This window comes from Gilliamella sp. N-G2, from assembly GCF_002142215.1.
Taxonomy (GTDB): domain Bacteria; phylum Pseudomonadota; class Gammaproteobacteria; order Enterobacterales; family Orbaceae; genus Gilliamella.
Genome location: NZ_NAST01000012.1, coordinates 60,397 through 86,968 on the forward strand (window position 1 = coordinate 60,397; position 26,572 = coordinate 86,968).

Here is a 26,572-nt window from a genome sequence, read left to right on the forward strand (position 1 = left end):
AATCTATGTCACATTTTTTCACATTGGTGATTTACTTTGAGTATTTGTGAATATAAATTTATTTTAAACATTTGTGAAGCAATAAGAGAATTTGTGAAAGAGGTATTATATGAACTTTATATTAGCTGGTCATGGAAACATTGCCGTAGAAATGAAAAATAGCATTGAAATGATAGCTGGCGAATACCCAAACGTATACGCTATCACTTTTCAATTAGGTGATGGTATCGAGACTCTAAAAGACAAATATCTAAATATTATAAATCAATCAACTGAGCAACCATTCATTATTATCACTGATATTTTTTCCGGCAGCCCTTATAACGCAGCGGCAATGTTAGCAATGCAATTAGGAAATATTGAAGTCATTAGTGGCTTATCTTTACCCCTTTGCTTAGCGTTATTACATCTTGATTACTCTTCAATTAGCTTTGAAGAAACTTTTGAACAACTTAACGACATCAAATCAGATTTCATCAAATCTTTCAAAAAAATATCTAAAGACATCGCTGAAGAAGAGGAGTTTTAAATGATTATAAATCTAGTTCGTATTGATGACCGTTTAATCCATGGTCAAGTCACGACAGTTTGGACCAAAGAAGCAAAAGCGGAAAGAATAATTGTGGTTAGCGATGATGTTGCTAACGACGAAATCCGTTCAACTTTAGTTAAACAAGCTGCCCCTCCTGGAATTAAAGTTTCCGTTGTGAGTATTGAAAAAGCAGCAGCGGTTTATAAAAACCCAAAATATGAAAACGATACCGTATTTTATCTGTTTACTAATCCAACCGATGTGATGCGACTAATAGAACAAGGTGTGCCAATTAAAAGTATCAATATTGGTGGTATGTCCTTTAAAACTGGAAAAAAGCAGATTACTAAAGCCGTTTCAGTAGATGAAAACGACGTAACAGCATTTAGAAAAATGCACCAAATGGGAGTTGAACTTTGTTTAAAAGTTGTAATTACCGATCCTAACGTCGATTTTATCAAACTACTTGAACAAGAATTTCCCTATTAATTAATAGGAATAAAAAGGAGGCAAAAATGGAGATTTCATTATTTCAAATTGTATTAATTTTCATCTTTTCATGTATAGCCGGTATGGGAAGTGTACTTGATGAATTTCAAACTCACCGCCCACTAATCGCCTGTACGGTAATAGGCTTAATATTGGGCGATATAAAAACAGGTATTATTCTAGGTGGTACGCTTGAATTGATAGCATTAGGTTGGATGAATATTGGCGCGGCCCAATCACCTGATTCAGCACTAGCTAGTGTCATATCGACAATTTTAGTCGTGGTTGGTAAACAAGATATTCAAACCGGAATCGCAATCGCCCTACCCGTTGCCGCTGCAGGACAAGTTTTAACTGTATTTGCTAGAACTATCACTGTGGTCTTCCAACATGAAGCTGATAATGCTGCTGAGAAAGTTCAATTCAAAAAAATAGAACTTTTACATTACAGTGCACTGTTTGTACAAGCGTTACGAGTAGCAATACCCGCAACGCTAGTCGCCATTTATGTTGATGCAAATACAGTTAATACCTTATTAAGCATGTTGCCAGATATTGTTACTGGAGGACTTACCGTTGCTGGTGGATTTATTGTTGTCGTAGGTTATGCAATGGTATTAAACATGATGATGGTTAAATACCTTGCACCTTTCTTCTACTTAGGCTTTGTTCTTGGTGGTTATCTAAACTTTAGCTTACTGTCATTCGGTATTTTAGGCGTTATTTTTGCCATTATTTATGTCCAATTAAATTCTAAATTTAACACAACTAAAAATAATGAAAAAAATATTGTGGCAAATAATAATTCAATCATTGCTGATGATGAGTTAGACGATTAATAAATAAGGATTTTATTATGAAAGAAATGTTAAATACCATTCAAAAGAAAGATATTGTTAGCACGTTTATTCGATCTAATTTTCAACAAGCATCTTTTAATTATGAACGAATTCATGCCCTAGCCTTTTGTGTTGACATGATTCCTACAATCAAACGAGTATACAAAACAAAAGAGGAGCAACGCGAAGCGTTAAAAAGACATCTAACATTCTTTAATACAACTCCGGCAATGTGTGGACCTGTTATAGGCGTCACCATGGCAATGGAAGAAGCTAGAGCGAATGGCGCTGATATCTCTGATGGCACAATTAACAGTTTAAAAGTTGGTTTAATGGGTCCTTTAGCTGGAGTAGGTGATCCATTAGTTTGGGGAACGTTACGGCCAATAACGGCGGCGCTGGGTGCATCATTAGCACTAAGTGGAAATATCGCTGGTCCATTATTGTTTTTTGTCTTATTTAACTTAATTCGATTGGCAATGAAATGGTATGGATTAACTTATGGATTATCTAAAGGGATTGGTATCGTTAAAGATCTTTCAGGCAATATTCTGCCAAAATTAACTGAAGGTGCAACAATTTTAGGCCTATTTATCATGGGCGTATTGGTCACCAAATGGACCTCAATAAATGTCCCACTAATTGTGTCACAAACTGTCGGAATCAATGGTGAAGAAGTCACTATGACAGTACAAGGCATCTTTAACGATCTTGTGCCAGGCCTACTACCTCTAGCATTAACACTTTTAATGATGAATTTGTTAAGGAAAAAAATAAGTCCAATAATATTAATCTTTATCTTATTTGCGGTGGGTATTATTGGCTATGGTTTAGGTATTCTTGCCTAACATTAGGGAGAGAAAAAAGAAAGAAAATAATTAATCGTCCAAAATTAATAAAAGGGTTCAGAGTTACCTAATACGTTAGTAATAGTGATTTGATTGCTAAAAAACAAACACGCTTTGAACCTTTCCACTAAACAAATTTAAGCAATTTAATCAAATTGAAAAATAAGAGGAATATATGAGAACTCAAGCAGTTAGATTGTATGGAAAAAATGATTTGCGATTAGAGTCATTTCAACTTCCAGAAATTACTGATGATGAAATTCTAGTAACCGTCATTGTTGATAGTATGTGTATGTCTTCATTAAAATTAGTTAATCAAGGTGAAAATCATAAAAAAACACCACCGTATTTAAAAAATAACCCGATTATTATTGGGCATGAATGTTGCGGTGAAATTATAAAAGTTGGGAAAAAATGGCAACATAAATTTAAACCGGGTCAAAAATATGTCGTTCAAGCTAATTTGCAACTTGCCGATAGTCCATACTGCGTGGGTTATTCCTATCCTTATACAGGTGGTTGTGCAACTTACATGATAATTAATCATGATGTACTGAAGCAAGACTGTTTGATTCCTTATGATGGACAAACTTATTTTGAAGGCGCGTTAATTGAACCATTATCGTGTATCATTGGTGCATTCAATGCTAACTTTCATCTAAAACCAAATAGTTATGAACACATCATGGGTATAAAACCCAATGGTAATCTGATTATTTTAGGTGGTACCGGTCCTATGGGAATGTTGGCTATAGATTATGCATTAGGTGGTCCTATCGCGCCAAAAAAAGTTGTTGTAACTGGTCGCAGCAAGGAAAAAATAGCACATCTAAAAACCCTTTACCAATCTCGTAATGGTATTGAATTAGAATTTGTAGATATTTCCAATATCGATGATCAAGCCTCATTATTAAAAGATAAATCCACCACTGGAAGTTTTGATGATGTTTTTGTTTTCTTACCTTCTAAAGAGTTGATTCAACTTGCCTCGCAATTATTGGCGATTGACGGTTGCCTTAACTTTTTTGCCGGTCCACAAGATAAGAACTTTTCAGCCGAAATTAATTTCTATGATGTCCATTATAACTTTACCCATATTGTTGGTACTTCGGGCGGCAATACCAATGATATGCGTGAAGCAGTAAAACTCATTGAATCACGATCAGTCGATGTGGCAAAAATCGTATCGCATATTATGGGAATCGATCAAGCGAGTAAAGTCACTCAAATCCAGGATCAAATTAAAGGTGGAAAGAAACTAGTTTATACGCACAAAAAATTCGATCTTAAAAGTTTAAAATCGATAAATGAAAATACGGATGATGTTACTTTACAAACAATACTATCTAAAAATCATGGTATTTGGTCAAAAGAGGCCGAGGATTATGTTTTAACTTATTTTCCCGATATTGATTCTTGATTTTTTGGTATACTCTATTCACTTCAAGTTGTCATAAATAAATGACTTCTTGATGTGAATAAAAATACGGAGTTTTTTTACTAACTAAAGATAATAAGATAACGCTACTATGATTAATCAAAATTTTAGCAACGATGAGCTTGAACAACATAAGATGTTAATAAAAATTGCCCAACTGTATTATGAAGAAAATAAAACACAATCGGAAATAGCAAAAATCGTTAATATACATCGATCAAGCATTAGTCGAATGTTAAAAACAATCCGAGAGCTAGGCATTGTTTCAATTTCGATTAATTATAATCTGTTACCAGATATCGCGTTAGAGGAAAAAATTTGTAACAAATATAATTTAAAACAAGTGATTGTTGTGCCAGTAAATCTTAATATAGACAATGAAAGTAAAAATCAAATTGTTTGTAATGTAGCTTCAAATGTTCTACTCAAAAATATTACTGATAATGATGTAATCGGTGTGTCTTGGGGGCGATCTATCAACTATATTGTTAATAGCTTGAAAAATGATAATGTTATATTTAAAAACGTTACCATCGTGCCAATGATTGGTGGACCTTCCGGCAAGATCGAAACTAAATACCATGTCAATAATATTGCTTATAAACTTTCTGATAAACTTAAAAGTAAAGCGATATCAATTGACTATCCAGCTATTGTTGATACCGTCAATTTAAAAAACGAAATTGAAAAAACTCAACATATGAAAGAACTCTATGATTGGTGGGATAAAATTACGATTGCTTTATTTAGTATTGGCTGCCCAGCGATATCAAAAAACTCAATTTGGTATGGTTTTTATGGTGAACTTTTTCAAAAAATTACCAACAAAAAAATTGTTGGCGATATTTTATCGCGATTTTATGATAAAAATGGTAAGGAATTACATACTCCATTACATGATCAAATTATTGGCATAACATTAGAAAACCTAAAAAAAATTCCTCTAAAAATATGTGCTAGTGGTGATCCTGAAAAACTTAATAGTTTGATTGCTGCCTTAAATGCAAATTATATTGATATATTAGTCATTAGTGACGAAATGGCTGATCAGTTAGTTAACTAATTTCCATGAATAAATTTAATGTTTTAGCCCACACTCGATTATTTTTACAAATAAACTTCAATAAACTATAATCATATTTTTCTTTAATCAAAATAAAAAAGTCCGTTTCAATACGGACTTTTTCTTGGTGATAGTTTTTTATATCAAATCAAACATTAAAATTTTTGAATTTCTTTGATAATTATAAAGTTGTTTCTTTTTAATCGGTAGATCATCTACTTCAGCTGGATTAAAACCTTTTTCACGGAACCAATGGATACTACGAGTAGTGAGCACAAAGATTTTTTCTAATCCTAAATTATTGGCTCGTTCCGCAATTTTGTCTAACAATAAATCACCGCGTGATGAGTTACGATATTGTGGATGAATGGCTAAACAGGCCATTTCGCCCATCTTTTCTTCTGGATAAGGATAGAGTGCCGCACAACCAATGGTCATATTATCACGTTCAATAATAGTAAATTTATCGATTTCTATTTCTAACTGTTCTCTTGAGCGTTTTACTAAAATACCCTGTTCTTCAAGTGGTCGAATCAGCTCTAAAATTCCTCCAATATCATTTATTGTTGCCAAGCGAATTTGTTCAGAATGTTCCATGGCAACTTGGGTACCAATACCGTCGCGCGAAAATAGTTCTTGTAAAATAGATCCATCCACTAAATAGCTGACCAAATGGCTACGACGAACCCCATTACGACATGCTTTAGATGCTGCACGCAAAAAACGAGCCTCACTAGATAGATATTGACCGGTTTGTTCTTTATGATTAACATAATTATCAGCATCAACTGGAAACAGGTCAGTAATTACATGCTTTTGTTCATCAAGTACCCCTTGTTCAGCACAAAAACTTATTAATTTATCAGCTTTAAGACGAATGGCAACTTCGGCCGCAACATCTTCTGATGATAAGTTAAAGCTTTCGCCAGTCACCGACACACCTACTGGACCTAATAATACAATCGAGCCACGGTCTAACTGCTCATCGATCGCTTCGTTATTAATTCGTCGAATTTTTCCGGTATGACAATAATCGACACCATCGTCAACACCTAATGGTTGCGCTATAACAAAGTTACCACTGACCACATTAATATGGGCACCTTGCAATGGCGTATTATTTAAGCTCATTGATAAGCTAGCGGTAATATTAAGTTGTAATAATCCAGTTATTTGTTTAACAATCTCTAGCGTTGAAGCATCAGTTATCCGGGTATTTTTATGATATTTTGGTTGGATATTATGGTTTTTTAACGACTCATCTATTTGGTTACGTGCACCATTAACAATCACCAATTTAATACCTAAACTATGTAATAAACCAATGTCGCTAATGATACTTGCATAATTATTACTTTTTAACACGGCGCCGGTTAATAAAATAACGAAGGTTTTTCCTTGATGGGCATTAATATAAGGGACTGAATGCCTTAAACCGTCAACAAGTTCAGTTGTTCTTTCTTTCATCGCACTACCATCCAATATGAATATTTATTCACAATTTTTGTATTTTTATTTATTTTTTATCTAATGGCAAGTACTTTTTAAAAATTCAAAAAGGAAAAAATAGATAAAACTAATTTATAGAGATAGTTTAATGAATAATTGATGGCAGAAAATGAACGAAGTTGATTTAGTGACTTTGCAGTTTTTCAATCATCTGATTGAGAATTATATTTTCGTCCTGATCAACATCGACAATATGGTGCGCAGCATCATGATATAATGGTAAACGCTCAGCAAGCACTTTTTCCATCTCATCTGAAATGGATAAACCGGTTAATGATGGTCGTTGTGCGACATTAGGATCTTTCATCAAACGAGCAGCTAAGGTTGCCGCCGGAGCAGATAGAAAAATAACAATGCCATTTTGTTTCATAAACTGTCGATTTTGTTCGGCTAACACCATACCACCACCAGTTGCAATCACGCGATTCGGCTTAGCTGTATCAATAAGGACTTGGCTCTCTCTAGCACGAAAACCTTGCCACCCCTCTTTTTCAACAATTTCAGCAACCGTTCTTTGCGTAGTTTCAAGTAAATGACAATCTGTATCAATAAAAGAAAATGATAACTTATTGGCTAACATTTTACCCATGGTTGTTTTGCCAGCTGCTCTTGCGCCAACTAAAAAAATTGTTTTCTTCATTTTGGGTCCTTCTTGATATACCGCTCTAAATCTAAGTTACCTATGCTAGTGATTCATTTTTATTTTTGCAATATTTTTTTACAGAATGATTTAATTACATGCTATCCATATGATTTAAAATAGAATAATAATAAGCAACACTGTAAATATATTGTTACAATTTACACAACATTATTTAAAGATAATTTAGCATTGTGTCTAAAAATCAACACAACTTCTCTAAACCTCGAAAGTAAAGCTCTGTAGCAATAGATTGATGTAATCGCCATTGGATCACATCAAGTTCAGGATTAACCTTTTTAAACTCTTGATATGTCATGAAATAACGAATAGTGTTGCTACCAACACGGTCATTAATGCTATTGATAATCAATTGTATTTTTTCACTACGTAGATTTTTTAGTTCTTTCATCGCTGTGGCTACATTTTCAGGAATAGGTAAAGTATCGTTTTCCCAATTGCGCCATGTTTCCACATCGGTTTTACCAATATACTCACTTGCTTCTGAAACTTTTAGCATTAGAAAACGGCGAAATGCTTGTAATTCTAAATTAGTCATAAATTAAATACTCCTTTTCAATCACATTTTAAATTTACCAATCACACTTACTACCTTTCACTCTTACTGCTTTTTTGTAGATTTAATAAATTTTTAGGATGAAGATTAACTACACATCCACCTCAATTTAATAAGATGGATGTTTTTAACTTTTATTTTCCAGCTAAAGCATCAATCACTGCTTGTTTTGCTCTATCGGAAAGATCTTTTCCTGTCCAAATTTTAAATTGAGCATTTGCTTGACCAATAAACATCTCTCGTCCAGAAATCGACTCCCAACCGGCTTTTTCAGCTTCTTGTCTAAATTTCGTGTTATATGGGGTATACACAATATCATAAGCGATACCTTTACCTTTGAACCACGCTTGTTCATAAGGCGTTTGCTCTTCAAATTTACCTTGCATACCTAATGGTGTTGAGTTAACGATAATTTGTGCTTCAACTTTATCTCTATCTTCCCAAGCTACCGTTTTAAGATTAAATTCTTTCGCTAATGCTTCTGGTAAATCAGTGACAATATCGGTAACCGTTATATCGCTATATCCAAGATCATGTAAACCAACAACTGCCGCGCGAGCTGCGCCACCCGCACCTAGTATTAATACTTTTTTATATTCAGCGGGTACTTTCTTTTGCATTAATGGTTGCATAAAACCAATAATATCAGTGTTATCACCACAAAGTTTATCACCATCCCAATAAACTAAATTGGCAGCACCAGCTTTTTTAACATGCTCGCTGACTTCATCTAAATAAGGAATAATGGCTTGTTTGTGTGGAATGGTAACGCATAAACCACGAATATTGAGTAATCGTACTGACTTAAAAAGTGTTTCAATCTCTTCAGGAGGTGTTGGAAAAGGCACAAGTACAGCAGGAATACCATAATCTTGAAATGATGTTGTATGAATAAGTGGGCTCATACTATGCCCCAAAGGATAACCGATAATGCCATAGATGCTATATGGCGTAAACTGACTCATACTATCTCCTTGAAAGTAAGAAAATTAAGGCTAATAGATAAAATCTATACTATTAATAAATTATTATTATAAGATTAAATCATTATATATTGAACAAAAACAATCCATATTATGCGATAATTATTTCGCCATAATAACCAATATAGGTTTATTAATCTTTTTTCAATTAAAAACTTATTTTCAAGCTTACTTAATATAATGCTTGAGAAATTGCCATTAAAAGCGTATACTTCGCTACCTCATTATTATGGGTGTAGTGTGAGAGGTTAGACTGCTTCTCAAATAGAACTGCAGCAAACTAAAAGCCTGACGAGGTTAATTCCATTAACATATTACGCCCAAGGCTTAAGCATAGAAATTTCGGAGAATTATTGACATGTCACGAGTATGCCAAGTAACAGGAAAAGGTCCTTTAGTAGGAAATAATCGTTCTCATGCGATGAATGCTACTAAACGTCGTTTTCTACCAAACCTTCAAACTCACCGTTTTTGGATTGAGAGTGAAAAACGTTTTGTAAAATTACGTGTATCAGCTAAAGGTATGCGTACTATCGATAAAAAGGGTATTGATGCAGTTTTAGCTGAACTTCGTGCCCGTGGTGAAAAGTACTAATAAGGAAACCATATCATGGCTAAAGGTGTACGTGAAAAAATTAGATTAGTTTCTTCTGCTGGTACCGGTCATTTTTATACCACTAGCAAAAACAAAAGAACCATGCCTGAAAAAATGGAGATCAAAAAATATGATCCCGTTGTTCGTCAGCATGTTGTTTATAAAGAAGCTAAAATTAAATAATTTTACTTATAAATAAAAAACCCAGCTTAGGCTGGGTTTTTTTATCGTTATAATAAATTATCTCCTACCGTCCATATAAAAAAGTACTTTAATCATCTACTGACTAAAAATATTTCAAGCTCATCAACACTCCACTTCAAAATAGATTACTATTAATTGATCGCAAAAGTTTCGGTCAAATTCGGTCAAAATCAGAAATGATTTTACCCACCGATTTTGACCGATTGTTTTTGTTTCAGGTGATAATAAGGATAAATTTAAGCAAATATTGCACTATTTAATATGGTAAATGTGCCCTTTATCACATTTTATTATTAACGAAACAAAACAGATAACAAAACAGATTCTATACACAAAATAGTAATTTTTACAAAGTTAAAATGACAAGGCAGTTAAGGAGATAATATGTTAATACTAGAACGGCAACAAATGATCATTCAATTACTCAGTCAACACACTAGTTTGACAGTAAATGATATGGCAAAACTCTGTTCCGTATCTAAAGAAACACTACGTAGAGATTTAAGATCTTTAGAGGAAAAGGACTTGATTCGTCGCAGCCATGGTGGTGCAGTTCTCGCATCTACTCTCTCTAGTGAACCTATAGTGCCTTCCATATTGAGTAATAATCGCTCTTTCCGCCAACGAATTTTAGTTAATACAGAGGTAAAAACCCGCATCGCTCGAAAAGCACTACAATTTGTAAATAATGCAGATCGTATCGCTTTAGACAGTAGTTCTTCTTGCTGGTTTTTAGCTCGACAGCTACCAAATGTTGATATGACAGTCATCACTCATTCAATAAATGTTGTTCAAACATTAGCAGCCAAAAGCCAAATTCAAATTTTTGTTTTAGGTGGCGCCTATTTTGCCAAAAATGAAGATATGGTTGGCTCATTAACCGAAAAAATGTTGGCAGAATTTACTATAGATACCTTATTTATTTCTTGCGATGGCTTAGATTTTGATAATGGTTTAAGCGACAACAATGAATATCATGCTCATTTGAAGAAACAGATGATTTTAACAGCAAGAAAAGTCATTGTATTAGCGGATTCAACCAAATTTAATCAAAACGCCTTCGCCAAAATATGTAACTTAGGCGATATTGATGTACTCATTACCGATAAAACTATCGATAAACTACTACAAAAAGAGATGGATTGGCACAGTGTTGAGGTGGTATTAGCTTAATTAAATATCTCTTCTTAACTAGATAAAAATGATGATTCTAGTAATAAGGAGAATAATTATGCAGTATAAAATTTCCCCATCACTGATGTGTATGGATTTAATTAATATAAAAGAGCAATTAACATTTTTTAATCAACATGCCGACTTTCTGCATGTTGATATCATGGATGGCCATTTTGTTAAAAATATCACACTTTCAGCTTTTTTCATTGAACAAATAAAACCTCACACATCCATACCAATCGATGTCCATTTGATGGTAGAACACCCTACGGATTTTATTGATCAAATGGCAAATGCAGGTGCCGATTTTATTTGCCCTCATGCTGAAACAATTAATACTAATGCGTTTAGAGTGATTAATCATATTCACCAATTAAATAAAAAAGCAGGCGTTGTCATCAATCCGGCAACACCTATTGAGTACATATCAGAATATAGTCATCTACTTGATAAGATCACCATAATGACCGTGGATCCAGGTTATGCTGGACAACCATTTATTCCTGAAATGCTACAAAAAATAAAAAAACTTGCTGAATTAAAAAAACGTAATAGTTACAAATTTCTCATTGAGGTTGACGGTTCTTGTAATGCCAATACTTATTATCAACTGCTCTCATCTGGAGCTGAAGTATTGATTATGGGAAGCTCAGGGCTATTTAAAAAAAATCTCTCTTTAGATGAGGCATGGAAAAAAATGACGGTTGATATCAATAACGCTATCCAAACTATCAAATAGTAAAAGGACAATTAAATGAAAGGAAAAGTTTGTGTTTTCGGATCTTTTAATCTTGATATAACAGCATTTTTAGATCGTTTTCCTATGCCTGGTGAATCACTCGTCGCTAAATCAAGTAAGATTTCAGCAGGAGGAAAAGGGGCTAATCAAGCAACAGCAGCATTGAAAGCAGGAGCAAACGTACATTATATAGGGAAAATTGGCGAAGATGATTTTGGTTATTTTGCTCGTCGTCATCTTAAAGAGGTCGGGTTTAATGCGGTAACCATATTAACTTCAAATGAACGAGCTACCGGTAATGCATTAATTTATGTTGCAGGAGAAAGTGCTGAAAATATGATTTCTGTCGATCCAGGTACCAATATGATTGTAACTGAAGAGGAAATTAAAAAATGTGAACCTGCAATAAAGTGTGCTGATGTGGTATTAGTGCAACTTGAAAACAACATTGCTGCAATTGAGCAAGTTATTAATATCGCCAAAAATAACAACGCATTTACTATTTTAAATCCAGCACCATTTCAACCGGTAAGTGATGAATTATTATCAAAAGTTGACTTGTTAACCCCAAATGAAACAGAAACTTATCTTCTTACTGGGCAAAAAATTACCGATAGGGAAAGTGCTAAGCGTGCTGCCGATTATCTACATCAAAAAGGTGTTAAAAAAATCATCATCACGATGGGAGCAAAAGGTTCGTTACTTTCTGATCAGGCAACTAAAACTTGGATCCCTTGTTTTCCAGCAAATCCTGTTGATACCACTGGTGCTGGAGATGCTTTCAACGGCGCCCTAGCCGCTCAAATTGCTAATGGACAAGATATCAAACAAGCTGCGTTATTTAGCTCTGCTTTTGCAGCAGTGAGTGTCGAATACATTGGTGCAGCCTGTATGACGACCTACCAACAGGCAATTGAACGTATGCACAAACTTAGTGGTAATTAATAAATTATGACTAATTATTTTTGAATATTAAGGTTTTATTATGAATACGACAAATAAATCATCTACTTTAGATAGTAGTAGTTATTTAACCAAAACACCATGGGCAAAATTTATTCTAGTTTGTTGTTTATTTGCACTCTGGGGAATGGCGGTTAATTTAAATGATATTCTAATTGCACAGTTTAAAAAAGGGTTTGATCTTACTGATACCCAAACCGCTTTAGTACAATCAGTATTCTTTTTAGGATACTTTTTTATCGCCTTACCAGCAGCCGCGATAATAAAAAAATTCTCATATAAATTAGCGATTGTGATTGGTTTAATGTTATATGCGACTGGCTGTTTTCTATTTATTCCAGCCGCCTCCTCAATGACCTATTATGCATTTCTTGGTTGTTTAGGCATTATCGCTTGTGGTTTGTCATTTCTTGAGTCATCTTGTAATACCTATTCAAGTTTATTAGGACCAATAGAAACCTCAACACAGCGCATTAATTTCTCACAAATTTTTAATTCAGTAGGTGTTATCTTAGGTGTCCTAATTGGGCAACAATTAGTATTTGGAAAAAATGATCCTAGCCATGCTGAATTGTTGCAAATGACACCAGAAGCGGCAGATGAAGCAAGACATCAAATGGTTGGACAGGTAGTTACCCCCTATTTAATTATCGGTTCAATATTAGTTTTAATTGCGTTGCTATTTATTTTTGTCAAATTTCCTGCATGTAAAGCTAGTTCGATAGAAAACCTAGAAAATGAAAATTTAATTCATTCTTTAAAACGACTTTTTGCTATTCCTCGTTTTACTTTAGGTATCATTTCTCAGTTTTTATATGTGGGTGCGCAAGTCGGCGTCTGGAGTTTTACTATTCGTTTCGTCCAACAAGTGGAAACCGGCACGTCAGAACATAATGCGACTTATTGGTTACTAATCTCGCTACTTTTCTATGCATTAGGCAAAGTGGTATCTACATTTTTAATGAAAAAAATAACTCCAGCTAAACTATTAAGTATATTTGCTCTGCTAGCGGTGTTCTTATTAGCAATCGCAATAATGAGCTCGGGTATCATCGCTATCGCAACATTAACTACTATTAGTTTTTGTATGGCGCCTGGATGGCCAACTAATTTCGGATTAACCATTAAAGGAATGGGTAAAGATACGCAAACTGCCGGTTCTATTGTCGTCATGTCAATTATTGGTGGTGCCATTATTCCTCTCATTATGGGGATTATTTCTGATGTTAATCAAGGAAACATGCAAATCGCATTTATCGCCCCATTATGCTGTTTTATCTACGTCGCATTTTATGGTTACTATTGTTCAAGAAAAGGTATTTAATATGAATAATTTAATTACAGGTATTGCTCATTTAGGTTTAAAAGTTAGTGATATTGATAAATCGTCAGCTTTCTATCAAACTTTAGGATTTAGTGTTAGAGAAAAATTTGCAAAAAAAGGCGAAAATGGCGAAGTACATGTAGCGTTTTTAACTTCGCCAAAACTTACTTTAGAACTTTATCAATTACCAGATTCTATTGATAATAGTTTATCTCAATCTCGCAATGGTATTGAGCATTTTGCACTGGAAGTAAATGATATTGACAAAATGCTCAATAAAATAAAAGCACTCGGTTACGAAATTAATGAAGGGCCGGTTTATGAGAAAAGAGAGTATTGTGAAGTAAGCTTCTTTCTTATTAGTGGTCCTGATGGTGAGCGAGTTGAATTTGATATGACAAGATATTTTTAATCATTATCGCTATAAATAATGAGAGAATTATCAATAAAAAACTACCGGTAAATACCGGTAGTTTTTTATTTGAAAAAATACGCTAAGACAAGATAACCGTAGAATTATTTTAAATATTGTTGTTCATAGGCTCTTGCCTTTTTATCATCAAAGACATGTTCCCAACGCGCAATAACAATTGCCGCTAATGCGTTACCAACAACATTAACAACTGTTCTACCCATATCTAAAATTCGTTCAACACCCATAATATAACCGATACCTTCAAGTGGAATACCAACACTACCAAGTGTTGCTGATAATACTAAAATTGAAGCGCCTGGCACTCCAGCAATTCCTTTTGAAGCAATCATTAATGTTATTACAATGATAATTTGATCTAAGATGCTTAAATCCATACCAAATAACTGCGCTAAGAAGATAACCGTGATACTTTGGTATAATGTCGAACCATCAAGATTGAATGAATATCCAGTAGGAATAACAAAGCTTGTGATAGCTTTTGGTGCGCCATAGGCTTCCATCTTTTCAATAATTTTTGGTAATGCTGTTTCTGAACTTGCTGTAGAAAAAGCAATCACTAATTCTTCCTTCAATATTTTTAATAAGGTAAAGATATTGAATTTACATAGTTTACAAACTGCACCTAATATCAATAATGTAAAAATGATCATTGCAGAATATACAGTTATAATCAATTTTAATAACGGTAGTAAAGAAGCAAAGCCATATTTAGCAACGGTTACGGTAATTAATGCAAATACACCAATTGGAGCATAACGCATAATCATATTGGTTACTTTGAACATAGTATCTGAAACTACTTTCAAGAAGAACACAAATGGTTCGCGTTGTTTATCTGGTAAAGACATTAAACCTAAACCAAAAAATACACAGAAGAAAATAACCGGTAAAACTGCGCCATCAGTCATTGCTTTAAATATATTTGCTGGAATCATATCTAAGATCATGACAATCAAACCGTGAGGTTTGCCACTTAACTCTTCGGCTGCTTTAGTATATTTACTAATATCAGTGGTAGCTAAAGTTGAAGAGTCAATACCAGCACCCGGTGCAAAAACATTACCCCATAAAAGGCCTAATAAAATAGCAATTGTTGTAATGATTTCGAAATAAAGAATGGTTTTAAATCCTAATGTTCCTAAACGTTTAGATCCACCTATTCCAGCAATACCTAATGTCAGTGTACTAAGTATAATTGGTAAAACAATCATCTTAATTAAACGAATAAAAATATCACCTGCTGGTTGGAAAATATTAACAATTGAAAATTGGTAATATGAATGTAACGCATGATTAGGATCTGCTAGTTCATATAGAAAAGCACCAACAGCTACACCTAAAATCAAGGCAATTAATATTTGCCATGCAAGATTAGTTAAGATTTTTTTTATTAAGAAAGACATGTAATTCTATTCCTTTTCACTGTTTTAGAAAATAAAAAAGGATTAGTCTGTGTGGCTAATCCTTTTTTATAATTAAAATTATTGCTCGGATTCTTGGTTTGAATCATTACTATCCTCACTCTGTGGCGATAGTTCCGATTCAATATCATCCTCTGTTTCAGCAATTCGTTGTAATCCTACAACTTTCTCATTTTCAGCTGTTCGAATCAACGTAACCCCTTGCGTGTTTCGTCCAACAACACTAACTTCTGATACTCGAGTTCGTACTAAGGTTCCGGCATCAGTAATCAGCATGATTTGATCGGTTTCTTCAACCTGTACAGCACCAACTACAGCACCATTTCGCTCACTCACTTTAATAGAGATTACGCCTTTCGTTGCTCGTGATTTAGTTGGATATAACTCTTGTTCAGTACGTTTACCATAACCATTTTGAGTTGCGGTTAAAATTGCCCCATTACCACGAGGAACAATAAGTGATACAACTTTATCATCGCCTTCTAATTTGATACCTCGAACACCTGTTGCTGTTCTACCCATACAACGGACTTTATTGGCTGGGAATCGTACAACTTTACCATTAGCCGAGAATAGCATAATATCTTCAGTATTGGAAATTTGTGAGACTTCATCACCATCTTCAAGCTCATCAACAATAGCATCATCATTGAGTTCTTCATCATCAACAATATCTGCTGTTTCGTTACTGGTTAAATCAACGCCAATTAACTCATCATCATCACGTAAGTTAATGGCAATAATGCCACCACTTCTCGGACGACTAAATTCAATTAATGAAGTTTTCTTAACCGTACCTTGAGCTGTCGCCATAAACACACAATGCTCATCATCAAACTCACGAACAGGTAGAATCGCTGTAATACGTTCATCTGCTTCCAATGGTAATAAATTAATAATTGGACGACCACGGGAGCCTCGACTGGCTTCGGGTAATTGATAAACTTTCATCCAATATAATCTGCCACGACTTGAGAAACAAAGAATCGTGTCATGAGTATTTGCAACCAATAATTTTTCGACAAAATCTTCTTCTTTAATTTTCGTTGCCGATTTACCCTTACCGCCCCGACGCTGAGCTTCATAATCAGATAACGGTTGGTATTTTACATAACCTTGATGAGAAAGCGTAACTACAACATCTTCTTGAGCAATAAGATCTTCAATATTGATATCCGCACTACTTGCTGTAATTTCAGTTCGCCTTGCATCTTGGAATTGATCGCGAACAGCTTCAAGCTCTTCGCGAATAACTGCCATTAGTCTTTCTGGACTCGCTAGAATATGTAACAAACCAGCAATTTGAACTAATAGTTCTTTATATTCATCAAGAATTTTCTCGTGTTCAAGTCCTGTTAGACGATGTAATCGAAGATCTAAAATTGCTTGGGCTTGAGATTCAGAAAGATAATAATGGCCATCACGAATACCAAACTCAGGCGCTAAATCTTCAGGACGAGCGGCATCATTACCCGCTTTTTCAAGCATTGCCGCAACATTACCTAGTTGCCAAGCTTGCGATAATAATTTAGTTTTCGCTTCAGAAGGAGTCGCCGCAGCACGAATTAATTCAATAACAGGATCGATATTAGCCAATGCTATCGCTAAACCTTCTAACACATGTGCTCGTTCACGAGCTTTGCGAAGTTCATAGATAGTTCGACGCGTTACGACTTCACGACGGTGAAGAACAAACGCTTCAATCATTTCTCGTAAGTTTAATAGTTTCGGTTGACCTTTATGTAAGGCAACCATATTAATCCCGAAAGAAACCTGTAGTTGAGTTAATGAGAAAAGATTATTTAAAACGACTTCGCCAACTGCATCACGTTTGATTTCAATAACAATGCGCATACCATCTTTATCTGATTCATCACGCAATGCTGAAATACCTTCAACTTTTTTGTCTTTAACTAGCTCAGCTATTTTTTCGATCAGTTTTTTCTTATTAACTTGATAAGGGATCTCATTAACAATGATCGTTTCACGACCACTATGATCATCTACTTCAATCGTCGCCTTTGAACGAATATAAATAATACCACGGCCAGTTCGATAAGCATTTTCAATACCTTTACGGCCATTAATTAAAGCAGCAGTAGGAAAATCTGGACCATGAATATATTCCATTAATCCATCAACAGAAATATTTTCATCCTCAATAAATGCTAAGCAACCATTGATAACTTCTGCTAGATTATGAGGAGGGATGTTGGTTGCCATACCAACAGCAATACCTGACGAACCATTAATTAATAAATTAGGAATGCGAGTTGGCAACACGTCAGGAATCATTTCTGATCCATCGTAGTTTGGTGAAAAATATACTGTTTCTTTATCTAAATCAGTTAATAATGCACCGGCAAACTTTTGCATACGAATTTCGGTATAACGCATTGCCGCCGCAGAGTCACCATCGACAGAACCAAAGTTACCTTGGCCATCAACAAGCATATAACGTAATGAAAATGGTTGTGCCATACGAACAATGGTATCATAAACGGCTGAATCACCATGTGGATGATATTTACCGATTACGTCCCCAACAACACGAGCAGATTTTCGGTAAGGTTTATTCCAGTCGTATCCAGCTTCATGCATAGCGAATAAAACCCGTCTATGAACAGGTTTAAGTCCGTCGCGGACATCAGGTAAAGCTCGCCCAACAATAACAGACATCGCATAATCAAGATAAGAGGATTTTAATTCGTCTTCAATATTGACGGGGGTTATTTCTTTGGCTAGTTCGGTCATAACACCTGGTTCTCTTATTAACTTAAATCTTAAAATAGTTCATAATTATAGCATAAAAATCGCTATTAATGCAGAACAAAACTGTTTTTATTTCAACTTATTCTGTATGAATAAACAATGTATTTTCAATTAATTGGCTTAAGCAGTTTAAAATCATTGCATGCATTTCATAAGCCATCACCTTTTTATAAGATGGAATTCTAATTTCAATATCATTTTGCCCAAGTAATCCGATCACTTCTCCACCATCAAATGCAGTTAAGGCAACAATTTTCATATCTTTAATTACGGCTTCTTGAACAGCACGAATAATCGAACGACTATTGCCTTCACAAGTTGAAATAACTAAGATGTCACCTTGTTGACCTAAAGCTTGAATTTGTCTAGCATAAATTTCTTCGTGATTAGATATCGCACTTAACAATACATTATCAGACACTAATGCAATAGCCGGAATACTAGGTCTTTCAATATCAAGACTGGTAATTAACCGAGAGGTAAAACTTTGTATATTTGCAGCAGCTGAGCCATTACCACATCCCATAATTTTATTACCATTAAGTAATCCTCCAACGATAATATTAGCAGCTTTTTCAATTGAAGAGCCTAGAGATTCTGCCATAACAATTTGAGTTTGAATACTTTCAGTAAAATAATTTTTTATTAAATCTTGCACGTTTTTCACCTGATCATTAAAACGCATTAATTATCCATTTTTGACTTTTTCCCGTTATGGCAAAAACATCAAATCTAAACTCTGTATCTTCAATATTTAAGTTATTATTTAACATCCAAAGTTGAGCTGCCTGTTTAATTTTGTTTTGCTTAGTGAGCGAAATAGTCATTTCAGCTTCGCCAAAGTTAGCATTTTTGCGATATCTAACTTCAACAAAAACCAGACAACTCTTATCTCGCATGACTAAATCAATTTCACCAATTTGATATAGGCTATTTTTATCAAGCAACACCAGCCCTTGATTTGCTAAGAATTGGCAAGCAATATGTTCATAATGCTTGCCGATATCTTTATTTTTCGTTCTGTTCTGAAGACGATTGGGATATAACATAGGCATATTGTTGCCATGCAAGAGATCGTGTCACTTCACATTGATTACTGGTTGATAATTTACCAGTCATTCCAGCTAAAAAATTAGGCTGATAAGAGTCTAATTGATTAAAGCGATTAGCCAATCGCCAAGCATCAATTCCCATAGCGTATAATCGAGTTAAAGAATAATCTTTTTGAATATTGCTAGGAATCATTGCCGTTGTCTTTTCTGATGAATTAATAATCAAAGGAATGTCAGAATATTCAGTTTGATTCATATCATAATTAAAGTCATTCGAAGCATTTGCCACATGACTTTTAGAACTTGAATAAAGCGCTATGGATGAAGAGCCATTACCTATTGTCTTTCCTGCTCCCATATCTAGCATTGGTTTTATCAAGGTTAATTCATCATAAGATGCATAAACATAAATTGCATCAAATCCAGAAGAGGAACCATTTGAGGACATTGAAGCCGAGCCATCATCATTATTAAATGCAATCGGACTACCGGTTAAACTTATACCACTACTATGATTAATATTTGCACGTAGAGTATTTAAATTACCAACATATTGCACATAAGCTTGTGAACCATTAGAAATTTGCGACCATTGTTTAGCAAAACTTTGAGCTACTCTTCTTCCCAACTCACTTTGTGGTATAACTAACAACGGCTTTTGTTTATTCTGTGCAAAAATATGATCAGCAGCATCCTTTGCTTCATCTTCAGGAGATAACGCAAAAAAGCACATTTTGTTAGAGGAAACAGTTCCATCATCAACTTTATTCAATGCTAACACAGGAATAGATGGTGCTAACTGCTTTATTTGGCTCACTTCAGACTTCAATAATGGACCAACGATTAAATCAATATTTTGCTCTTGTGCTTGCTGAATTAAATTATCCATTGGTATTGATGTTGTATCTAAAACAATAACATTTTGTTGTGGTTCTTGTGGATAAAACTTAGCAGCATCAACATATCCTTGACGAATAGTGTCACCAAATACACGAGAAGAGCCATTTAATGGTAATAAAAGAGCGACCTTTTTAGTATTTACATTATCAACAGCAAGAGTTTGTTCACCAGTTATAATCGCAACAATATCTTGTGCAGGATGATTAGGATATTTTGCAGCCCAATCCAAAATAGCTCGTTTTAGTTGATTTTTGCGATTTGTATTTTTTGCTTCAAGGACTTCTGGGCTATCACTATCTTGAACAGGCGCTTTTATATTATTACGTTGATATGTATAACTTAAATCAATCCACCCTTTCAATGTTAAGTCATTTTCAGGTACAGAAATTTTACTTAGTTGATTTGTCGATAATTTGCTAAAAAAATTCCAGGTATTATTTAAGGTTTGTTTTTTTAATTTTTCTGGTGCAAATTTTTGTAAAGATAAGTAATCATACGCTTGCTCATTAAGCTTTTTAGCTTTTCTATCTAAGGTTAATTTGATTGAATAATAACGATATAATTGAGAATCATTTAATTTTTCAGCAGATAACTGATTAAGATTAAATGATTGCCCTTTTTTAATTGCTATTTCACCCTGGGATAACAATTGGTCTTTTTGTTGTTCTGCATTAAGATTAGATGGTAGTTGAGATAATAATTTATTTGCTTGAGAAAGTTTATTCTCATTTATTAATGCTCTTATCGCCAATAACTGCCAATCGATTTTAGCACTTCCAGAGCTAGTATCTAAGTGCGACAAATAATAATTGGAATCTTTAGTTTCATCATATTTAGCACTCTTTGATGAGTTAAGATGACATCCAACTAAAAGTGAAAATAATGCTAAAATAACAATAGCATAAAAGGATTTTTTTAATTTCATACCCATTCTCTTATAATTTTTCATCCCCAAATTCGCTGTACATGCACAGTGACTTCTTCACGATCATGAAAAAGTTGTTTAGCCTGAATTTGTACATTTATTTGGTTGTTATTTAGTTCTTCTATTAGTAATTGTAAATTTTGTTTTACTTCTTCATAACGTTTTTTCATTGGTAGTTTGAGATTAAAAATTGCCTCTCGACACCAACCATTAATTAGCCATTTGGCTATTAACTCTGTTACTTTGGCTGGCTTTTCAACCATATCACACACCAACCAATAAATATTATGCTTTTTAGGTATAAATTTAAAGCCATCTTCACGATAATGTTTAACTTGTCCTGTTTCCATTAATTTTTCATTCATAGGACCATTATCTATAGCATATACCATCATACTTCTTTTGACTAATTGATAAGTCCAACCGCCTGGGCAAGCCCCTAAGTCAACAGCATTTAAACCACCTTTAAGTCGTTCACCCCATTCTTCATAAGGAATAAAAATATGAAAAGCTTCTTCCAATTTTAATGTTGAACGACTTGGTGCATCAGTTGGAAATTTTAACCTTGGTATTCCCATATAAAAAGGAGAATTATTTTGACTCAAGGAATAGCCGACATAACAACTATTATTATTGATAAATAATAAATGAATAACTGGTCGTGATGGATTTTGTACTTTTAACAAAATACGTTTGTTGCGTAATTCCTGACGAAGTGGAACAGTAAATTTGCGACAAAATGCTGCTAATTGCTTACCTTCATTAGTATCTGCAACTTCAACACGTAAATCACCAGCTTTATCAACAGTACCCGATAAAACATTAATTATTGGCGTAATACGATCTTCAGTTGATAAATTAGCTAATAAATCACCAGCAACAAACATTTGTCTTGCAAAAATCAATGTTCGAAATGAAATTTGTTTAATAAATAATTCAGCTTGATCGTCTTGGTAACACTCAAATATTACATAACCACTATTTTCTTTAATCTTGGCAAAACCAAATATTTCTTTTTGTGCGGCTCTATCCGTTATTTCTGCTGCACATTCTTTTTCAAACCCTGGTCGACAATACAAAATTATTTTGTTCAGTTTTTGCATATTCTTTCTTTCAATTATTTGAAAATATTATAAATTCATCAAATTAATCTGATTGGACTTTATTTGTATATAAAGGCGCCTCACCTTTAGGACGAGTTTTAAAGCGTCGATGTAACCACATATATTGTTCTGGTGCTTTTAATATTTCGTGTTCAATCGCTTTGTTCATAAAAGTAGCCGCTAGCACATCATCATCTATAGGATAGCCTTTAAGCTCAGGTGTAACGTAAACAGTATAGTGCCCATTCTTTTCTCGTTTAGGGGTGAAAGGAATAATTGCAGGCTGACTTAATTTGACTAAAATTCGAGTTCCAATGGTCGTTGCTGCTTTTTTTACCGCAAAGAGTGGCGCAAAAACACTATTCTTAGGACCATAATCATGATCTGGCGCATACCAAAGCAGTTCACCATTCTTTAAGGCTCTTATCATACCTTTAGTATTATAACGATCTAACATATATTTATTCGATTTTAAACGCCCTTTTAATTGTACATAATCCATAACAGGGTTGTCGTTTGGTCGATAAACACCTACACCTGGATGACTCATACCTAAAATACGTGCACCGAGTTCTAGCGTTAAAAAGTGAATACCAATTAACAAAACACCCTGTCCCGACTGTTGTATTTGAGTGATATGTGAATCACCTTCAATTGAAGAATGTTTTTTAAGTCTTTTGTCGGACCAGAACCATGCCATACCAGTTTCAAATATAGCAAGTCCTGTGGAAATAAAATTATCTCTTAATATTTTATCTCGTTCTTGTTCAGATTTATCAGGAAAGCATAATTTTAAGTTTTGCCTTGCGGTCTCTTTACGCTTGCCAATTAATTTCATCGAAAGTAATCCTAAACCTTTCCCTAATTGATAAATAACTGGATATGGCAGTAAAACGATCAAATATAAAATAGAAATGCCAAACCAGGTTAACCAATAGCGAGGATGTAATAATCGTTTTGTAAAAATAGGATGAATTTCTTGATTTTGACTCATATTAAGATTAAATAACCATTTAAACAAAGTTAGTCATTATATACCAATATCTTCTGTTATGCGGCAGAAAAATAAAATAATCAAAGATAACTAAAGTGCTTATCATGAAGTTGTTTGAAAAGATTACATAAAAAACACATTTAAGGATTAAATTAATTAATCCCTAATAATCAATTTTTACTTATAATTTAGAAAAAATATACCCTAAAAGAACGTTCCTCAAAATTTGTTAAGCCTTAAATTGCTACGGGCGCTTTTATTGCTGGATAAGGATCGTAATCAACAATTTCGAAATCTTCAAATTCATAATCAAAAATTGTAGGTGGTCTGCGTTTAATTACAAGCTTAGGCAATGGTTTTGGCTCACGACTTAATTGTAAATGTGTTTGTTCCATATGATTGGAATACAAATGGGTATCGCCACCTGTCCAGACAAAATCACCAACTTCTAAATCGCATTGTTGAGCAATCATATGAACTAATAACGAATAACTAGCAATATTAAATGGTAATCCTAAGAATACGTCACATGAACGTTGATAAAGTTGACATGACAGCTTACCTTGAGCTACATAAAATTGAAATAGAGCATGACATGGTGCTAACGCCATTTGATCAAGCTCTCCAACATTCCATGCCGAAACTATCATTCTTCTAGAGTCTGGATCATTTTTAATTTGTTCGATTAGTTGCGAAATTTGATCTATTTGTCGACCATCCGCAGCTCCCCAAGCGCGCCATTGTTTGCCATAAACAGGACCAAGATCACCATTTTCATTGGCCCATTCATCCCAAATTGTTACTTTATTATCTTTTAAATAATTAATATTAGTATCACCTTTAAGAAACCAAAGTAACTCATAGATGATTGAACGTAAATGACATTTTTTTGTGGTCACTAATGGAAAACCATCTTGCAAATTAAATCGCATTTGATGACCAAAGATCGATAAAGTCCCTGTACCAGTTCTATCCGATTTAGCCGTTCCTTCGTTTAAAATTTTTTGCATTAGTGATAAATACTGTTTCATTTTTTAATAGCCTTATTGTTAAATCTATATGCATATAAAAGCATCAAGATACCACCAATGATCATAGGGAGACAGAGAATTTGTCCCATACTGATTATATTTAAAAATAATCCTAATTGTTCATCGGGTTGTCTAAAGAACTCAATTATAAACCTAAATATGCCATAACAAACTAAAAACAGTCCTGAGGCTGCACCAACTGGACGAGGTTTGCGAATAAATAAATTTAAAATAATAAATAATACTATACCTTCAAATACCATCTCATAAAGTTGTGAAGGATGACGTGGTAAAACGCCGTTTAATTGGCTGTATAAAGAAAACCATTCTGGATTTGCTTGGACAAACATAAAATCAGCATGTGATGAAGTAGGAAATAACATACCGATTGAAGAGTTAGTTACTCGGCCCCAAAGTTCACCGTTAATAAAATTACCAAATCGGCCAAACATTAAACCGAGCGGTACTAATGGAGCTACAAAATCAGCTACTTGCATAAAGGTCTTTTGTGTTTTTTTAGCAAAGATAGCAATAACACAAATAGCACCAATCAAACCACCATGGAAAGACATTCCTCCTTCCCAAACTCTGAATAGAATAGCGGGATCTTCACAAAATGCATCAAAATTATAAAATAATACATAACCTAATCGCCCACCAATAAAGAGGCCTAAAAACCCCCAGAACAATAGGTTTTCAACTTGTTGTGATGTCCAATTGCTATTGGGTTTATTAGCTCGACGTTTAGCTAAAAACAAAGCACCAAGCACACCAAATAGGTACATTGCACCATACCAATGTAATGAAATAGGTCCGATTGAGAAAGCAATTGGATCAAAATTGGGAAATTGTAAAAATTGATTCATTTTTTAATACGCTGTTTATTTTTTCGTTTGTGAGCAAAGAAGTTAAACCGTTTTTTCTTAGAAAGATTTGTTACAGGTTCTTCTACTTCAGATTGTATAGTAAATGCAGGCAAAGAAAACTCCTTCATTGCTTTGCGATATACATCACGCTTAAAAGCAATAACCTGCCGTATAGGATACCAATAACTTACCCATTTCCAATCATCAAACTCAGGAGTTGAAGACATATTTAAATTAATAACTGATGTATCAGAAATTAATTCTAATAAAAACCACTTTTGTTTTTGACCGATACATACCGGCTGATTATCCCAACGAATCATACGTTTTGGTAATTTATACCTTAACCAACCATTGGTAACTGACAAAATTTTCACGTCTTTAGGTAGTAATCCTACTTCTTCATTTAGTTCACGAAACATTGCCTGTTCTGGCGTTTCATTAAGTTTTATTCCGCCCTGAGGAAATTGCCAAGAGTTTTGCCCATAACGCCGAGCCCAAAGCACTTGACCATACCTGTTACAAATAACTATTCCTACATTTGGACGGTAGCCATCATTATCGATCACTGACTACCTCAAAAAATTTATTTTTTATATTGTTGAATTGTTTCACACATACAACAATAAATAAATAGGAAAATGATACTAATAGAGTAAATATAATATCATACAGTCAATTTTGGTGATAATTTAATAATTGTTATAATAGTAATTATCGTGAAGGTAACCTCTATAGCTAAACTACCTAAAAAGCCTATCCATAAGCTATATATTATCCATAAAATACTACCTAATAATATTAACAATCGTATATTATGTTGTTTAACATCCAAATAATATAATTTAACAATTAATTACGGGATTGTTGTATATTTTTCAATAAAATCAGAACTCAAAAACTGATACAGAAAGTTTAGATTATCCATTGTTTACTATTCAGGGAAATGGCTCTGAAAAATAATTAATAAAAATATATTAATCCTAAAATGCAAAAAAGCCCAGCATCGCTGCTGGGCTCGTATATTTAAAAGTCTGGCGGCACCCTACTCTCACATGGGTAATACCCACACTACCATCGGCACTACGGCGTTTCACTTCTGAGTTCGGCATGGGGTCAGGTGGGACCACCGCGCTATTACCGCCAGACATAT

Annotated in this window: 28 protein-coding genes and 1 rRNA gene; 13 read left to right on the forward strand and 16 right to left on the reverse strand. The window is 34.0% G+C overall.

Features of this window, described 5'->3' with window-relative positions; translation table 11 throughout:
- Positions 1-109: 109 nt before the first annotated feature.
- The 6 genes from B6C99_RS07240 (at position 110) to B6C99_RS07265 (ending at position 5,209) form a co-directional block, all read left to right on the forward strand.
- Complete coding sequence (locus B6C99_RS07240; RefSeq protein WP_086359231.1) at positions 110-529, forward strand: PTS sugar transporter subunit IIA; 420 nt, start codon at positions 110-112, stop codon at positions 527-529.
- A complete protein-coding gene (locus B6C99_RS07245; RefSeq protein ID WP_086359232.1) occupies positions 530-1,021 on the forward strand; it encodes a mannose/fructose/sorbose PTS transporter subunit IIB in 492 nt (163 codons plus the stop codon).
- Positions 1,022-1,047: 26 nt separating this feature from the next.
- Positions 1,048-1,860, forward strand: a complete 813-nt coding sequence (locus B6C99_RS07250) for a PTS mannose/fructose/sorbose transporter subunit IIC (RefSeq protein ID WP_086359233.1) — start codon at positions 1,048-1,050, stop codon at positions 1,858-1,860.
- Positions 1,861-1,886: 26 nt separating this feature from the next.
- Positions 1,887-2,708, forward strand: coding sequence for a mannose/fructose/sorbose PTS transporter subunit IID (locus B6C99_RS07255; protein WP_216819418.1), 822 nt, complete (start codon positions 1,887-1,889; stop codon positions 2,706-2,708).
- Between the two features lie 175 nt (positions 2,709-2,883).
- Positions 2,884-4,128, forward strand: coding sequence for a zinc-binding dehydrogenase (locus B6C99_RS07260; protein WP_086359235.1), 1,245 nt, complete (start codon positions 2,884-2,886; stop codon positions 4,126-4,128).
- A 109-nt stretch (positions 4,129-4,237) separates the two neighbouring features.
- Entirely contained in the window at positions 4,238-5,209 is a 972-nt protein-coding gene (locus B6C99_RS07265) for a sugar-binding transcriptional regulator (protein ID WP_086359236.1), read from the forward strand.
- A gap of 138 nt (positions 5,210-5,347) precedes the next feature.
- On the opposite strand, the gene argA is transcribed toward B6C99_RS07265, so the two are convergent.
- The 4 genes from argA to aroE all read right to left on the reverse strand — a co-directional run bounded on the left by argA (position 5,348) and on the right by aroE (position 8,900).
- Positions 5,348-6,676, reverse strand: a complete 1,329-nt coding sequence (gene argA, locus B6C99_RS07270) for an amino-acid N-acetyltransferase (protein ID WP_086359237.1) — start codon at positions 6,674-6,676, stop codon at positions 5,348-5,350.
- Between the two features lie 166 nt (positions 6,677-6,842).
- Complete coding sequence (aroL, locus tag B6C99_RS07275) at positions 6,843-7,358, reverse strand: shikimate kinase AroL (RefSeq protein ID WP_086359238.1); 516 nt, start codon at positions 7,356-7,358, stop codon at positions 6,843-6,845.
- A gap of 205 nt (positions 7,359-7,563) precedes the next feature.
- Positions 7,564-7,917, reverse strand: coding sequence for a DUF1870 family protein (locus B6C99_RS07280; RefSeq protein ID WP_034884341.1), 354 nt, complete (start codon positions 7,915-7,917; stop codon positions 7,564-7,566).
- A 152-nt stretch (positions 7,918-8,069) separates the two neighbouring features.
- On the reverse strand, positions 8,070-8,900 hold the full coding sequence (gene aroE, locus B6C99_RS07285; RefSeq protein WP_086359239.1) for a shikimate dehydrogenase: 831 nt from the start codon (positions 8,898-8,900) through the stop codon (positions 8,070-8,072).
- 376 nt (positions 8,901-9,276) lie between these two features.
- Here aroE and rpmB point away from each other — a divergent pair, with 376 nt between their 5' ends.
- The 7 genes from rpmB (at position 9,277) to B6C99_RS07320 (ending at position 14,331) form a co-directional block, all read left to right on the forward strand.
- A complete protein-coding gene (gene rpmB, locus B6C99_RS07290; RefSeq protein ID WP_034884345.1) occupies positions 9,277-9,513 on the forward strand; it encodes a 50S ribosomal protein L28 in 237 nt (78 codons plus the stop codon).
- A gap of 15 nt (positions 9,514-9,528) precedes the next feature.
- Positions 9,529-9,696 carry a 50S ribosomal protein L33 gene (gene rpmG / locus B6C99_RS07295; protein WP_034884348.1) on the forward strand — a complete coding sequence of 56 codons (168 nt, stop codon included), beginning with the start codon at positions 9,529-9,531 and terminating at the stop codon, positions 9,694-9,696.
- A gap of 405 nt (positions 9,697-10,101) precedes the next feature.
- Positions 10,102-10,890, forward strand: coding sequence for a DeoR/GlpR family DNA-binding transcription regulator (locus B6C99_RS07300; RefSeq protein ID WP_034884350.1), 789 nt, complete (start codon positions 10,102-10,104; stop codon positions 10,888-10,890).
- 58 nt (positions 10,891-10,948) lie between these two features.
- A complete protein-coding gene (gene alsE / locus B6C99_RS07305; protein ID WP_034884351.1) occupies positions 10,949-11,632 on the forward strand; it encodes a D-allulose 6-phosphate 3-epimerase in 684 nt (227 codons plus the stop codon).
- Between the two features lie 15 nt (positions 11,633-11,647).
- Complete coding sequence (locus B6C99_RS07310; RefSeq protein ID WP_086359240.1) at positions 11,648-12,577, forward strand: ribokinase; 930 nt, start codon at positions 11,648-11,650, stop codon at positions 12,575-12,577.
- A 40-nt stretch (positions 12,578-12,617) separates the two neighbouring features.
- Positions 12,618-13,919, forward strand: coding sequence for an L-fucose:H+ symporter permease (gene fucP / locus B6C99_RS07315; RefSeq protein ID WP_086359241.1), 1,302 nt, complete (start codon positions 12,618-12,620; stop codon positions 13,917-13,919).
- Position 13,920: 1 nt separating this feature from the next.
- A complete protein-coding gene (locus tag B6C99_RS07320) occupies positions 13,921-14,331 on the forward strand; it encodes a VOC family protein (protein WP_158092453.1) in 411 nt (136 codons plus the stop codon).
- A gap of 104 nt (positions 14,332-14,435) precedes the next feature.
- Here B6C99_RS07320 and gltP read toward each other — a convergent pair whose 3' ends face one another.
- The 12 genes from gltP to rrf form a co-directional block, all read right to left on the reverse strand.
- Complete coding sequence (gene gltP, locus B6C99_RS07325; RefSeq protein WP_086359251.1) at positions 14,436-15,746, reverse strand: glutamate/aspartate:proton symporter GltP; 1,311 nt, start codon at positions 15,744-15,746, stop codon at positions 14,436-14,438.
- A gap of 90 nt (positions 15,747-15,836) precedes the next feature.
- Entirely contained in the window at positions 15,837-18,530 is a 2,694-nt protein-coding gene (gyrA, locus tag B6C99_RS07330) for a DNA topoisomerase (ATP-hydrolyzing) subunit A (RefSeq protein WP_086359243.1), read from the reverse strand.
- 97 nt (positions 18,531-18,627) lie between these two features.
- A complete protein-coding gene (locus B6C99_RS07335; RefSeq protein WP_086359253.1) occupies positions 18,628-19,206 on the reverse strand; it encodes an SIS domain-containing protein in 579 nt (192 codons plus the stop codon).
- A 16-nt stretch (positions 19,207-19,222) separates the two neighbouring features.
- On the reverse strand, positions 19,223-19,603 hold the full coding sequence (locus B6C99_RS07340; RefSeq protein WP_216819417.1) for a YraN family protein: 381 nt from the start codon (positions 19,601-19,603) through the stop codon (positions 19,223-19,225).
- On the reverse strand, positions 19,557-21,425 hold the full coding sequence (locus tag B6C99_RS07345; RefSeq protein ID WP_158092454.1) for a penicillin-binding protein activator: 1,869 nt from the start codon (positions 21,423-21,425) through the stop codon (positions 19,557-19,559). The genes B6C99_RS07340 and B6C99_RS07345 overlap by 47 nt, the downstream gene beginning before the upstream one ends.
- Positions 21,426-21,445: 20 nt before the next feature.
- Entirely contained in the window at positions 21,446-22,519 is a 1,074-nt protein-coding gene (gene rlmM / locus B6C99_RS07350) for a 23S rRNA (cytidine(2498)-2'-O)-methyltransferase RlmM (RefSeq protein ID WP_086359254.1), read from the reverse strand.
- A gap of 52 nt (positions 22,520-22,571) precedes the next feature.
- Positions 22,572-23,522 (reverse strand): Kdo(2)-lipid IV(A) acyltransferase, encoded by a 951-nt coding sequence (locus B6C99_RS07355; protein ID WP_086359245.1) that lies wholly within the window; start codon positions 23,520-23,522, stop codon positions 22,572-22,574.
- 236 nt (positions 23,523-23,758) lie between these two features.
- A complete protein-coding gene (gene thyA / locus B6C99_RS07360) occupies positions 23,759-24,553 on the reverse strand; it encodes a thymidylate synthase (protein ID WP_086359246.1) in 795 nt (264 codons plus the stop codon).
- A complete protein-coding gene (lgt, locus tag B6C99_RS07365; protein WP_086359247.1) occupies positions 24,550-25,419 on the reverse strand; it encodes a prolipoprotein diacylglyceryl transferase in 870 nt (289 codons plus the stop codon). Before lgt ends, thyA begins: the two co-directional genes overlap by 4 nt.
- Positions 25,416-25,988 carry an RNA pyrophosphohydrolase gene (gene rppH, locus B6C99_RS07370; protein ID WP_065578249.1) on the reverse strand — a complete coding sequence of 191 codons (573 nt, stop codon included), beginning with the start codon at positions 25,986-25,988 and terminating at the stop codon, positions 25,416-25,418. The genes lgt and rppH overlap by 4 nt, the downstream gene beginning before the upstream one ends.
- A gap of 98 nt (positions 25,989-26,086) precedes the next feature.
- Positions 26,087-26,254, reverse strand: a complete 168-nt coding sequence (locus B6C99_RS13685) for a YgjV family protein (protein WP_158092455.1) — start codon at positions 26,252-26,254, stop codon at positions 26,087-26,089.
- Between the two features lie 197 nt (positions 26,255-26,451).
- Positions 26,452-26,567: ribosomal RNA gene (rrf, locus tag B6C99_RS07380) — 5S ribosomal RNA — on the reverse strand.
- Positions 26,568-26,572 lie beyond the last annotated feature (5 nt).

Bases quoted from the DNA above. Each gene is read 5' to 3' on its own strand.
- rpmG (WP_034884348.1), top strand. From the start codon at position 9,529: ATGGCTAAAGGTGTACGTGAAAAAATTAGATTAGTTTCTTCTGCTGGT.
- B6C99_RS07240 (WP_086359231.1), top strand. From the start codon at position 110: ATGAACTTTATATTAGCTGGTCATGGAAACATTGCCGTAGAAATGAAA.
- thyA (WP_086359246.1), bottom strand. From the start codon at position 24,553: ATGAAACAGTATTTATCACTAATGCAAAAAATTTTAAACGAAGGAACG.
- lgt (WP_086359247.1), bottom strand. From the start codon at position 25,419: ATGAATCAATTTTTACAATTTCCCAATTTTGATCCAATTGCTTTCTCA.
- gyrA (WP_086359243.1), bottom strand. From the start codon at position 18,530: ATGACCGAACTAGCCAAAGAAATAACCCCCGTCAATATTGAAGACGAA.
- B6C99_RS07280 (WP_034884341.1), bottom strand. From the start codon at position 7,917: ATGACTAATTTAGAATTACAAGCATTTCGCCGTTTTCTAATGCTAAAA.
- B6C99_RS07265 (WP_086359236.1), top strand. From the start codon at position 4,238: ATGATTAATCAAAATTTTAGCAACGATGAGCTTGAACAACATAAGATG.
- rpmB (WP_034884345.1), top strand. From the start codon at position 9,277: ATGTCACGAGTATGCCAAGTAACAGGAAAAGGTCCTTTAGTAGGAAAT.
- B6C99_RS07345 (WP_158092454.1), bottom strand. From the start codon at position 21,425: ATGAAATTAAAAAAATCCTTTTATGCTATTGTTATTTTAGCATTATTT.
- B6C99_RS07300 (WP_034884350.1), top strand. From the start codon at position 10,102: ATGTTAATACTAGAACGGCAACAAATGATCATTCAATTACTCAGTCAA.
- B6C99_RS07255 (WP_216819418.1), top strand. From the start codon at position 1,887: ATGTTAAATACCATTCAAAAGAAAGATATTGTTAGCACGTTTATTCGA.
- B6C99_RS07320 (WP_158092453.1), top strand. From the start codon at position 13,921: ATGAATAATTTAATTACAGGTATTGCTCATTTAGGTTTAAAAGTTAGT.
- B6C99_RS07340 (WP_216819417.1), bottom strand. From the start codon at position 19,603: ATGCCTATGTTATATCCCAATCGTCTTCAGAACAGAACGAAAAATAAA.
- fucP (WP_086359241.1), top strand. From the start codon at position 12,618: ATGAATACGACAAATAAATCATCTACTTTAGATAGTAGTAGTTATTTA.
- aroE (WP_086359239.1), bottom strand. From the start codon at position 8,900: ATGAGTCAGTTTACGCCATATAGCATCTATGGCATTATCGGTTATCCT.
- B6C99_RS07355 (WP_086359245.1), bottom strand. From the start codon at position 23,522: ATGAGTCAAAATCAAGAAATTCATCCTATTTTTACAAAACGATTATTA.
- argA (WP_086359237.1), bottom strand. From the start codon at position 6,676: ATGAAAGAAAGAACAACTGAACTTGTTGACGGTTTAAGGCATTCAGTC.
- alsE (WP_034884351.1), top strand. From the start codon at position 10,949: ATGCAGTATAAAATTTCCCCATCACTGATGTGTATGGATTTAATTAAT.
- aroL (WP_086359238.1), bottom strand. From the start codon at position 7,358: ATGAAGAAAACAATTTTTTTAGTTGGCGCAAGAGCAGCTGGCAAAACA.
- B6C99_RS07250 (WP_086359233.1), top strand. From the start codon at position 1,048: ATGGAGATTTCATTATTTCAAATTGTATTAATTTTCATCTTTTCATGT.
- B6C99_RS07310 (WP_086359240.1), top strand. From the start codon at position 11,648: ATGAAAGGAAAAGTTTGTGTTTTCGGATCTTTTAATCTTGATATAACA.
- B6C99_RS07260 (WP_086359235.1), top strand. From the start codon at position 2,884: ATGAGAACTCAAGCAGTTAGATTGTATGGAAAAAATGATTTGCGATTA.
- B6C99_RS07245 (WP_086359232.1), top strand. From the start codon at position 530: ATGATTATAAATCTAGTTCGTATTGATGACCGTTTAATCCATGGTCAA.